Raw genomic sequence first — 11,275 nt, 5'->3', positions numbered from 1 at the left:
GATTATCCCATTCTCATTCCGCCGCGCCGGCCTCCGCCTCCGCCGCCACCCGGACCGTTCATGCGCATGTTGCCTTTGTCCTCTTCCTCACGCACGCGGTCGCCCTCCTTCAGGGATTCCAGCGAACGGTAGGGTCCGGTGATGACGGTCTCGCCCTCCTGCACCCCCTGCAGGACGATGGAGTCGGTGAGGTTGCTCACGCCGCTGAGCACCGGGCGCAGCGAGACGCGGCCATCCTTGACCACCAGCACGATCGGCGTCGTGCCCTTGCCCTTCTGCACCAGTGGATCCTTCGAGATCGACGAGGGCAGCTCGTCGACCTTTCGGTCCACGATCGCCTGGCTCGGCACCACGATGCCCTCGTTGCTGGCCACATTCAGGTCGACATTGCCGGAGAGTCCGCTGGGGATCATCTTGCCGTTGAGGTCGAAGGAGACCAGGACCTTGTAGGTGCTGGTGCCGTCCTTCTCGATGGTGCGGGAGAGCGCGATCTCGTCCACCTTGCCGGTGAAGGGCTGGTCCTTGTAGGCGTTGATGTAGATCGTCGCCGGGGCGCCGATGGCGACCCGCGCGATGTCGGTCTCGGAGACTCTCGCGTTGAGGCGCATCTCGGTGAGGTCGGCGACGGTCATGATCCGCGTGCCTGCGTTGTTCATGGTGCCGACCATCACAAGTTCGCCGACTTCCGCCGAGAGCAGGGTCACCACGCCATCGATCGGGCTGGTGATGGTCGTCTTGCGCAGGGCCTCGCGGGCCTCCTCGATCTCGGCCTCGCTGGATTCGATCGCCTTCTGCAGTTGCGACAGCATCTGCTCCGCCGCCTTGAGCTGGGACTGCAGGTCCTTGTTCTTGGTCTGGGCGTCCTCCAGGGCTTGCTTGCTCACGTCCCCGGTTTCAAAGAGGTTCTTCTGGCGGGTCAGCTGCAGCTGCGAATTGTCCAGGTTCTCCTTGGTACCCAGGATCCGGGAACGCTCCGACTCCAGGCGGAATCGCTCGCCGTCGCGCCGGGCCTCGGCGCTGGTCAGGGCCGCCATCAGGTTGCGTCCGTCCAGCTTCACCAGCACGTCGCCCTTCTTCACCTGGGCTCCCTCGCGCAGCGGCAGCTCAAGAATGCGGGCGCTCACCTCGGCGCTCACGTCGACCTTGCGCTTGGGCTCCACGTTGCCCGGGGCTGAGACGGACTCGACCAGGGTCTGCTTTTTCGCAGTGGTCTGGCGCACCGGAATCGAGTTGGCATCCGAGCTGGGCCAGACGAAGTAGGTCCCGAGGGACACGACGACGACTGCGATGGTGGTGATAATGATGGGCTTTCGCATAAGAATCTCCCGTTGATCGGGTGGTCACGAAGAGTAGCCCACCCAACGCAAAATGTCACATGAAATTGCCCCGCACCGGGGAACTTCCGGGACTTCGTTTCACCGAGCCCGGGGCGCCGTTTCACGAAGCCGAGGTCTACGGACAGGCGCCGAAACTCAGCAGCACCAGGCCGATGTCGCCGCCATCCACTTCGCCCGAACCGTCCAGGTCCGTGGTGCATCCCGGGCAGGGACCGAAATCCAGCAGCACCAGTCCGATGTCGCCGCCGTCCACTTCACTGGATCCGTCAAGATCGCCAAAGCAGGCCGGATCCACGATGTGCCCCTTCAAGTTGAAGGCGCAGTTGTAGAGCAATCCCGGATCGTCGCCGGGTTGCACCGAGTAGAGCGCGCCGAGATTGTAGAAGCAGAACTTCGGATCACCGTTCGGGAATCCTCCACCAATGGAACGCCAACCGAATGGCGTGCCGGCAGCGAAGGTGCCCTGCGATGACGAGCTCGCGGCTTCCTCCGCGGAAATCGTGACTGCGGCCGTGGTCACCTGCGGCATTCCCTTGCGGCCATAGAGCAGCCAGGCGAACGCCCCGCCTCCCGATCCATCCGAATTCGCCCCATAGATGCTGAAGTAGTAGCTGCCCGGATCAAGGTGGAAGGGGTTGGTGATGTCGATGAAGAAGCGTTGCTGGTAGTCGTCGCCCACATTCGCGAACACGCTCATGTCCAGCGGCTCGCTCCCTGAGGCGATGATCTGTCCGTCGACATAGTTGCCGTCACCGAAGGGGCGACCGAAGGCGCCATAGGAGGCACCAGGAGCGCGGGCCATGATCTTGTAATGGATCTCATTCGGAGTCGTGCTGTCGAAGGCGGCAAAGTCGAATCCGTCGATCGTGCCTTCGGTGGTCATTTCGAAGGGCACCATGCTCCAGCGCTTGGGCAGCGCCGCGGTCGACCAGCCGGAGATGATGCCGAGGTTCGTATTGACGCCGTTGTTGAGGACGACGCTCTGCAGACCGTGATCCACGAACACAGTGCGGAACGAGATTTCCATGGTCCCGGGGAATCCCGGATTGCCCGATTTCGCCGGATTCAGGAAGGCGCCGACGCGGACCAGGATGTATTCGCCGGCCGGAACACTGATCAAATTGATCCCGGCCGGGCCGTCCACGTCAACACTGCCATCGCCGTTGTCGTCACACACGTCATCACGGCAGCCCACGTACTTGCTCGGCAGATCCTGGGGATTGCCGATGTCATTGCTTGTACCGAGATCGTAGAGGCTGATGACCGCGTCGCCGATGTTGCCCTGGCCGCACATGGTGACCAGAAGCTCGCCCGCCGTCGGCATCGGTCCGACGATGTACCAAAGGTCATGGCATGTATTGGAAGTGCAAAGCTGTGCCGTGTTGTTGGGTCCGTCCGTGTCCGCATCCGTGCAATCAAACGAGATGAACGCGGGAAGACTGACGACCAGTTCGGCATTGGACATGCAATCGTTGGGAATGTTTGGGTTTGCAAAGCAGCAAGGTGAAATGCAGTTGGCGCACATCTCAATCCCGTCATGCACGCAGGATGCATCCCACGCCACGTTGCAACATGCAGGATTCAAGCCACAGACGAGATCGCAGCACACGCTGTCGGTGCAGCCCCCCGTGCTGCTTGTGGCAAGGCAGTCGTTGGTCGACGAGGCGCAGGCGGGATGGTCGTAGGCGGTGACGGAGACATCAACGCCATAATGCAATGGTCCATGGACCTGTGCGGGATTCGCGTAGGTGGTGCCGAACGCTGTGGTCACGATGATCAGGACATCGCCCGCCGGAACCGGAAAGCGGGCCATCTTCGTGCCGTTGGGAAACATGTATTCGGCAACGTGCGGGCAGCCGTCGGCGCCGTACGCTCCATACAGAGTGACCCCCGATTCGGAATTCGAGCCTTGCACGATGTAGAGCAGGTCGTAAACATCGGTTCCGTCCATCACAAAGCCAAAGGCATCGTTCATCTGGAGGGAGACCGTGATGTAGCAGGCTTCGGTCGCGCTGAAGCGAATCCAGTCAAGATCTCGGCTGTCGTCGTCTCCGCTGTCGCAGAGCTTGTTGTAGGTGCCCACGACTCCCTGGACACGGAAGACATCGCCGGGGCTCCGCGAACCGGCCTCGATGAAGGGGCTGCCGGGTTCGTTCCATCCGCCATTTTCATCGACGCCGCCGGTGTTGCTGCAATCGGCGCCGGAATCAAATCGGTTGTCGGTGAAATTGCCGGGACTGGTCGGATCGCACTGCGCGAACGCGCCGGCCCCCGCGAGGGACGCTGCCAGGAAGATCCAGCTTGTCGTTTTGAATGATTTCACGCTGTATCCATGATGCCACGAATCAATTGTGCATCAAGTCATTTCGTACCCATTTAAGGCAATTCAACACATTTTCCGGTCGAACCAATGAAAAACCCCCGGTCCTGCGACCGGGGGTCTGATTTCAATTCTTGAATGGCGGCCTCAACATGCCGCCATCAACTCACATGCAGGCGCCGAAGCTCAGCAGCACCAGTCCGATGTCGCCGCCGTCCACCTCGCCTGATCCATCCAGATCGGTCGGGCAGCTTGGGCAGGGACCGAAGTCCAACAGCACCAGACCGATGTCGCCGCCGTCCACTTCGCCCGATCCATCAAGATCGCCGAAGCAGGCGGGCGCGAATTGCCCCTTCCACTTCACCGCGGGCTTGTAGAACTTGTCGGGATTGTCGCCCGTCTGCACCACATAGGTCGGCGAGGCGACCGCGGCAAAGCGGCCCCACGACGAGCCACTGAGCTCGATGGCGTTGTTGCCCCAGTAGGCGGGCCGGAAGCTGGTCGGACTCTGCTGCGGAATGGCGTTCTCCGCGTAGTAGAACTGCCCCATCGAGCCGGTCGCGCTGCCGGAATCCTCGCCTGCAATGGCGAAGTAGTAGTCCCCCGCCTCAAGATTCACACCCGCACCTTCGGGCAGGTCCAGGAAGTACCGGCGTCCATAGTCGGTGTTGATGTTGGAGTAGACCGACGAATCGTAGGGAATCGTTCCCTGTGCAACCAGCGTCTCCGTGGTGGTAGTGCCCCAGGATGAGAGCCAGTTCGGGCCGCGGTGGTAGATGTACCAGTGGATGGTGTCGCTGACCGTTCCTGCCGGCTGGAAGCCGCAGAACTCGAAGCCATCCACCGTGCAACCGGCGTCGACCGTGACCGGAACCGCCAGCGCGAAGCTGGGCTTGGCCGGCGTCGCGCCCGCGGCAGGCACGTAGCCCATGGTGAAGTAGAGGTTGGTCAAGCTTCCATCGGAGACCTTCTTCACCCGCTTCTGGCGGCCATTGTCGTAGAGCGAGGCGCGGAAGGAGATCTGCATCGCCCCTGCGAAGCCTGGCGCGTCCGGGTCCCCCGAGTCAAGGAAGGAGCCGACGCGGACAAGGTAGTACGAATCCGCCGGAACGCCGATCAGGGTGATGCCGGCGGGTCCGCCGAAATCCGTGTCGCCATCGCCATCGTCGTCGCACACATCGTCGCGGCAGGCCACGTACTTGCTCGGCAGGTCCTGAGGATTGCCGATGTCGGTGGTGGGGCCGAGGTCGAACAGGCTGATGACCGCGTCGCCGGTGTTGCCCTGGCCGCACATGGTGACCGAGAGGTCGCCCACGGTCGGCATCGGCCCGACGATGTACCAGACGTCGCGGCTGGTGCTCGAGGTGCAGAGCCGGGTCACGTCGTTGGGGCCGTCCGAATTCGCGTCGGTGCAGTCGAACGAGATGTTCGCGGGCATGCCCAGCACCAGCTCAGCATCGCCGACGCAATCGTTGGGCGCGCTGAGGCTCGGGTTGGCGCAGGAGTAGATGAAGTTTCCGCACTGCTCCACGCCATCCTGCACGCAAAGCGCATCCCACTTGGTGTCGCAGCATTGCGGGCTGAAGCCGCAGACCAGGTCGCAGCAGGCACCATCGGAGCAGCCGGGATTGTTGGTCGCGGTGATGCAGTCATCGACCGACGTCGAGCACGCAGCGTTGTCGCGGCCCGTCACAAAGACATCCGCGCGATAGACGATCGGCCCGTTGTAGGTGGTCTGGCCCGTCGGATTGAAGGGCGTTGACACGATAAAGAGAACTTCACCCGCGGCGACCGGGAGGCGTCCCTGCTGAGTGCCGTTGGGGAAGGTGTAGACCGCGCTCTGCGGGCAGCCGTCGGAGTCGTAGCCCGAGGAGAGGTTGGTGGCGCTGGCCTGCACGGAACCCTCGTAGACCGAGAGGTAGGACTGCTGGCCTGTGGCGAAAGGCACGATGTTTCCGAAGCCGTCATCCTTGCCCATGGAGAGCGTGATCTGCACGTAGCAGGATTCCGGCACGGTGAATCGGATCCAATCCAGGTCGCGGCTGGTCGGTGCGGAGCCGCCGGATGGAGTGAAGGCGCCGACAATGCCGGCGACGCGGACCGAGGTGCCGACTGACAGGGTGCCAAGGTCCATGAAGGCATTGGGAGTGACGTTCCAACCGCCGTTGTCATCGGACACAACGGAGTTGTCATAGGTCGTGTCGAGAAAATCTCCCGGCGAAGTCAGATCGCACTGGGCCCATGCCGGCATCGCCAGGCACGCCACCGACAACAAACCCAACGCCGCTGATTTCATTGAATCCATGCTGGAATCCTTCATAAATTGTGAGAAGACAATCGACCGGAAAACTGCACAACCAAGATGCGTCTTGGCAGGATGCCCTCTTTCGACCGAAGGGCAAACGGCATTCACCAAGAATTCGCCGGATTTGGAAGATTGATCCGGTTTTCTCAAAAAGAAAGCCCCCCGGCCGCATGGCCGAGGGGCTTGTTTGCACTCAAATAGGGCGGCTTCTCAAAGCCGCGTCAATCTCACATGCAGGCGCCGAAGCTGAGCAGCACGAGACCGATGTCTCCACCGTCGACTTCGCCTGATCCGTCAAGATCAGTCGAGCAGCCCGGGCACGGACCGAAGTCCAGGAGCACGAGGCCGATGTCGCCGCCGTCCACTTCGCCGGATCCGTCAAGATCGCCGAAGCAGGCCGGATCCAGATCACCCTTCAGGTTGAAGGCATTCATGTAGAGCAGACCTGGCTCGTCGCCAGCCTGAACCGCATAAGTGTCACCAGAAACGGTGAGCTGATAGAACTTGAAGGTCGGATCCCCTGACGGGAAACCGCCACCGATGGAACGCCATCCGAATGGCGTGCCAGATGGGAAGGCTCCTTCAGAGGTCGCGCTCGCACCATCGCCGACGCCGATCACCACAGCAGCGGTGGTCTTCGTCGGAATTGCACTGCGGCCGTACAGCAGCCATGCGAAGGACGCGCCGGACGAACCGTCCGAGTAAGCGCCCCAGCAGGAGAAGTAGTACGGGCCCGGATCCAGATGGAAGGGCGAGGAGAGGTCGATGAAGTACCGTTGCTGGTAATCATCGCCAACGTTCGACGGTGCATTGATGTCGAAGAGCTCAGAGCCGGAGGCAATGACCTGTCCGCCATCAAAGAGACCTGAACCGAAGGGCTTGCCCGCGTCGCCATAGGTTGCATCGCCAGTGTTGCGATTGAACACCATGTACTCGACCACGTCTGGCGTGGTGCTGTCAAAGGCCGCGAAATCGAAGCCGTTGACGGTACCGGACACATCCATGTTGAACGGAACCGCAGACCACCGCTTGGGCAGTGCCGCAGTCGACCAACCGGAGATGAGACCGAGGTTCACGCCAGCGCCGTTGTGGAGACATGCACTCTGCAGACCGTGATCAACGAACACGGCGCGGAACGAAATCTCCATGGTGCCCGCAAAGCCGGGAGCGCCAAGGTTGCCCGTGTCAAGGAACGATCCAACGCGGACGAGCAGGAAGTCGCCGGCTGGAACGCCGATCAGGTTGATGCCTGCGGGTCCACCCAGGTCGACGTTGCCGTCGCCGTCATCGTCGCACACGTCATCGCGGCAAGCAACGTACTTGCTCGGCAGATCCTGGGGATTGCCGATGTCGTTGCTGGCTCCGAGATCGTAGAGACTGACGACCGCATCGCCGGTGTTGCCCTGGCCGCACATGGTGACCAGAAGCTCGCCTGCGAATGGAGTCGGGCCCACGACGTACCAAACGTCGCGCTCGGTGCTCGAGGTGCAGAGACGGGACACGTCATTCGGTCCGTCGCCGTTGGCCGCGGTGCAGTCGAACGAGATGAACGCCGGGAGGCCGAGCACAAGCTCAGCATCGCCGACGCAGTCGTTCGGAGCGCCGTTCCAAGGATTCTCGCAGACGTAGATGAAGTTACCGCACTGGGTCACGCCGTCGGCGACGCAGTTCGCGTCCCACGCCGTGTCGCAGCACTGCGGGCTGAAACCACAGACGAGATCGCAGCAGACGCCATCAGAGCAGCCGGGGTTGCCGGTTGCGGTGATGCAATCATCGACCGCCGACACGCACGAAGCGTTGTCATAGCCGCTGCATGAAACGTCCAAGCCGTAATCCAGCGGGCCATGGACCGACAACGGATCAGCGTAGGTGGTGGAGAAAGCGGTGGTCACGATCAGCAGGACGTCGCCGGCGGGAACCGGGAAACGAGCCTGCTGCGTGCCGTTGGGGAAGGTGTACACAGCGAAGTGCGGGCAGCCATCGGTGCCGTACTCGCCGTAAAGGTCGACCGCGGTGCCGCTGTCGGAGCCTTGCTCGATGAAGAGCAGGTCAAACGTGTCGGTTCCGTTCATGTTGGCGCCACTGGCGTCAGCCATCTGAAGGGAAACGGTGATGTAGCACGGCTCATTCATCGTGCAGCGGATCCAGTCAAGATCGCGGCTGTTGTCATCGCCACCGTCGCAGGGGCTGTTGTAGGTACCACAAACGCCCTTGACGCGGAACGAATCGCCGGGGCTCATTGTGCCAGCCTCGAGGAACGGAGTGCCGACTTCATTCCAGCCGCCGTTGTCATCGAATGCACCGTTGCAATCCGAGCCGGTGTCGTAGTCACTGTCAGTGTAAGTGCCCGGACCGAGGGGGTCACATTGCGCGAACGCGCTTCCAGCTACGGCAAACGCAGCCGCAGCCGCGCATCCGTAAATGAACTTTGAATAACACTTCAACATTTTTACATCTCCTAAATTGGGTGCAAACGGATCTTTGGCCATACTTTCCTTACCTCGGCGACGTTACCGAGGTACAACAGACTTCTGGCGCAACCTAACCATAACTAGGGGTCAATCTAACCCACGGTTAACAAGAGTCCACTCGGAAATAAAATTGTTTTGATTTTTCTTCGAATATCGCGGGTTGACCCACTCGACTCGCGGGTTGAGCCTCGCGTGGTCCAGGTGATTTCGAAGGGTTGGTCGCTTCCAAAATCGATCAAAAAACTTCAATTTTTTTCAATGGACGCGGACAAACCTTTGGACTGAAGCTGATCACGGACCAATTCGGCGTGTTCACGATGGGTCTGAAAGACGATCGCAGAGCCGTTGTTATGGGTCTCCAGCGTTCGTTCGGTGGCATCCTTGGCTGGGATTCGGATCAGCTTGATCAGAGTGGACACAACGTACACCATGTCGTTTTTGTCGTCATTGTGAAGCCGGACGGCCCATTGGGGCATCCCCTGCGAAGGGCGGACATTCGTTTCAACCGGCAAAATCAAGGTCTGGCTCATTGGGGCATCCTCGCAGAAGCACCATCCAAACACAAGCATTTGTCAGGATTTCAGCGGACTATTTCCGCCAGTCGATCATGACCTTGCCGAACTGCTCCCCCGCTTCAAGTCTGGCATAGGCGGCTCTGCCCTCCTTGGCGGCGTGGGTGGAATCGATCACCGGCTTGATCGCTCCGCTCTTGAAGAGCGAGAGGACGGAGCGAAACTCATCCATCGAGCCCATGGTGGAGCCAAGAATGGAGAGTTGATTCCAGAACACGCGGGCGAGATCCGTGACACCTTCGCTGCCGCTGGTGCAGCCGCAGGTGACGAAGGCGCCTCCGCGAGCCAGGCTCTTGATGGATTGGGGAAGAATCGACATGCCGATGGAATCGATCACCGCGTCCACGCCGCGTCGATCGGTGCAGCCGCGGACTTGCTTGGACCAATCCGATCCCTCATCCAGAATGACATGCTCGGCGCCAAGTGATTTCGCTTTTTCAAGCTTCCAGGCGTGGCGGCTGGTCACGATCGTTCTGCAACCCAGGTGCCTGGCCAACGCCAGCGCCGCCACCGCGACGCCGCCGCCGATACCCGTGATCAGCACCCAGGCGCCGGGCGCGACGCGGGCTTTGGTCACCAGCATTCGATAGGCGGTGAGATGCGTGAGCCCGACGGCGGCTGCGTCGAGCGGGTCGTGCTCGCCGATGTCAAGGATGTTGGTGACGGGCGCAGTGAAGAACTCCGCGTGCGTGCCCGGCGAGTGCTCGCCGATCATGTGGATCTCCTCGCCGGCGGGATTTTGATTGGGCAGCCTGGACTGGGGCTGCTCAACGGCGGCCATCAGGACAACGCGGCGACCGATCCATGAGGCGTCGGCTCCGGGGCCGACTTTGGTCACCTTGCCGGCTCCATCGGATCCACCGACCGTGGGCCATTTCACCGGAATGCCCGGCATGCCGCGGCCGACCCAGAGATCCAGATGATTCAAGGCCGAGGCCTCGGTCTGCACGAGCACTTCTCCCGATCCAGGCTCCGGAGCGGCGCGGTCGGAGACGAACTGCACATTGGCCGCGACCGGGCTTCCCTGCCTGGATATTTCAAGAGCTCGCATGAACAAAGTGTAACCATCGCTCGTGCGGTGAATCGCGCCGGCCGGTTTGAATACCATGGGCGCAACTATGAGAGACGCCATCAAATGGAGCGCGTGGATGATCGGCCTGGCGATGGCGCTGGGCGCGTCCGCCGGGATGGATCCCTCCGCGAGTCCGGTCGCGAGCGCGCCTGCAAAACCCGTGGGCAAGCCGATGAGCGGAGCGGCGCCCGCGGCGGACGCCAGGGTGATCGCGGATCCTGCCGGTCTTGATTTCGGCGTCGTCTCTCCGCACACCTTGCTCGAGGGCAACTTCAAGCTGATGAACATCTCGGACAAGCCGCTGAAGGTGGTGGCGGCGCAGCCCTCTTGCCAATGCACCACCGTCGACATTGTGGGCAAGGAAATTCCGGCGAAGGGCTCGCTTGAGGTGCCCGTCACCATGAAGGTGAGCGCCACCGGCATCAAGATCGCCAACGTGAAGGTGGTCGTGGAAGGCGAAGCGAGGCCGATCACGCTGGAGCTGCGCGCCGAGGTCGCCTACGCGGTGCGGCTGGCCATCGCGGACGCCGCCGGGAAAGTGCAGCCCTATGTGGACGCCGCTGAGGACCCATCGCGCCTGAATGGGACTGCGCAAGTGTTCAGCAGCGACGGCAAGCCTTTTCGCGTGGTTTCGGTGCAGGGCGAGACTCCGAAGTTCGTCGGCTGGAATCCGCAGAGCGATCCGCCGCGACCGAAGTACGAGATTCAATTCGCGCTCAAGGGCGAGCCCTGCGAGCAGGTGCCGAAGTACCTGCTGGTGGAAACCGACCGCGCCGACGCGCGGATCATCGACGCGCGGGTGCGCCACGCCTGCACCCGAATCTCGCCGGCAATCGACATTGCGGAGTTCCGGTCCAACGCGGGGGTGATCGCCGCCGGCGGCACGGGAACCTTCGACATTGAAATCAAGAAGATGGGCGGGAACCGGATTGGCTCGGTCAAGGCGGTCGACCCGAAGTTCGAGGCGGAGCTTGTCGGCCAGAAGGCGGACGGCAGCTCGCTGATGGTGACGATCCGATTGAAGCCCTCGAAGGATGTTTCGGGGGTTTTCATGACACCGGTGCGCCTCTTCGCGGTCGACGAGAAGGGCCAGCCCTACATCACGCAGCGTCCGGAGGCCGGACTCCCCGGTCAGCCGGCAAAGATCCTCACGCTTCCCTCCGAGACCGACCTGCTGGTCTACGGCAAGGTCGAGTAG

General features: G+C 61.8%; 7 protein-coding genes. 1 reads left to right on the top strand and 6 read right to left on the bottom strand.

Going from position 1 to position 11,275, the window contains the following annotated elements; all coding sequences use genetic code 11:
* Positions 1-2: 2 nt before the first annotated feature.
* From K8R92_05575 to K8R92_05550, 6 genes are all read right to left on the bottom strand, one after another.
* The gene (locus K8R92_05575) at positions 3-1,316 is read right to left on the bottom strand and encodes an efflux RND transporter periplasmic adaptor subunit (protein MCE9619358.1); all 1,314 of its coding nucleotides are present in this window, start codon (positions 1,314-1,316) and stop codon (positions 3-5) included.
* Positions 1,317-1,452: 136 nt separating this feature from the next.
* On the bottom strand, positions 1,453-3,660 hold the full coding sequence (locus tag K8R92_05570; GenBank protein ID MCE9619357.1) for a hypothetical protein: 2,208 nt from the start codon (positions 3,658-3,660) through the stop codon (positions 1,453-1,455).
* 163 nt (positions 3,661-3,823) lie between these two features.
* The gene (locus K8R92_05565; GenBank protein ID MCE9619356.1) at positions 3,824-5,962 is read right to left on the bottom strand and encodes a hypothetical protein; all 2,139 of its coding nucleotides are present in this window, start codon (positions 5,960-5,962) and stop codon (positions 3,824-3,826) included.
* Between the two features lie 227 nt (positions 5,963-6,189).
* Positions 6,190-8,202, bottom strand: a complete 2,013-nt coding sequence (locus tag K8R92_05560) for a hypothetical protein (protein MCE9619355.1) — start codon at positions 8,200-8,202, stop codon at positions 6,190-6,192.
* A 476-nt stretch (positions 8,203-8,678) separates the two neighbouring features.
* On the bottom strand, positions 8,679-8,945 hold the full coding sequence (locus K8R92_05555) for an ATP-dependent Clp protease adaptor ClpS (protein MCE9619354.1): 267 nt from the start codon (positions 8,943-8,945) through the stop codon (positions 8,679-8,681).
* A 76-nt stretch (positions 8,946-9,021) separates the two neighbouring features.
* Positions 9,022-10,056 (bottom strand): zinc-binding dehydrogenase, encoded by a 1,035-nt coding sequence (locus tag K8R92_05550; protein ID MCE9619353.1) that lies wholly within the window; start codon positions 10,054-10,056, stop codon positions 9,022-9,024.
* A gap of 67 nt (positions 10,057-10,123) precedes the next feature.
* Between K8R92_05550 and K8R92_05545 the strand changes: the two genes are divergently transcribed.
* The gene (locus K8R92_05545) at positions 10,124-11,275 is read left to right on the top strand and encodes a DUF1573 domain-containing protein (protein MCE9619352.1); all 1,152 of its coding nucleotides are present in this window, start codon (positions 10,124-10,126) and stop codon (positions 11,273-11,275) included.

Source organism: Planctomycetota bacterium (assembly GCA_021414025.1).
Lineage (GTDB): Bacteria > Planctomycetota > Phycisphaerae > Phycisphaerales > SM1A02 > SYAC01.
The sequence above is the reverse complement of the archived record's forward strand: the minus strand, read 5'-3'. Positions and strand labels throughout refer to the sequence as shown.

Coding starts and splice junctions, on each gene's coding strand:
- K8R92_05560 (MCE9619355.1), bottom strand. CDS start 8,202: ATGAGCCCCGGCGATTCGTTCCGCGTCAAGGGCGTTTGTGGTACCTAC.
- K8R92_05575 (MCE9619358.1), bottom strand. CDS start 1,316: ATGCGAAAGCCCATCATTATCACCACCATCGCAGTCGTCGTCGTGTCC.
- K8R92_05565 (MCE9619356.1), bottom strand. CDS start 5,962: ATGGATTCAATGAAATCAGCGGCGTTGGGTTTGTTGTCGGTGGCGTGC.
- K8R92_05545 (MCE9619352.1), top strand. CDS start 10,124: ATGAGAGACGCCATCAAATGGAGCGCGTGGATGATCGGCCTGGCGATG.
- K8R92_05550 (MCE9619353.1), bottom strand. CDS start 10,056: ATGCGAGCTCTTGAAATATCCAGGCAGGGAAGCCCGGTCGCGGCCAAT.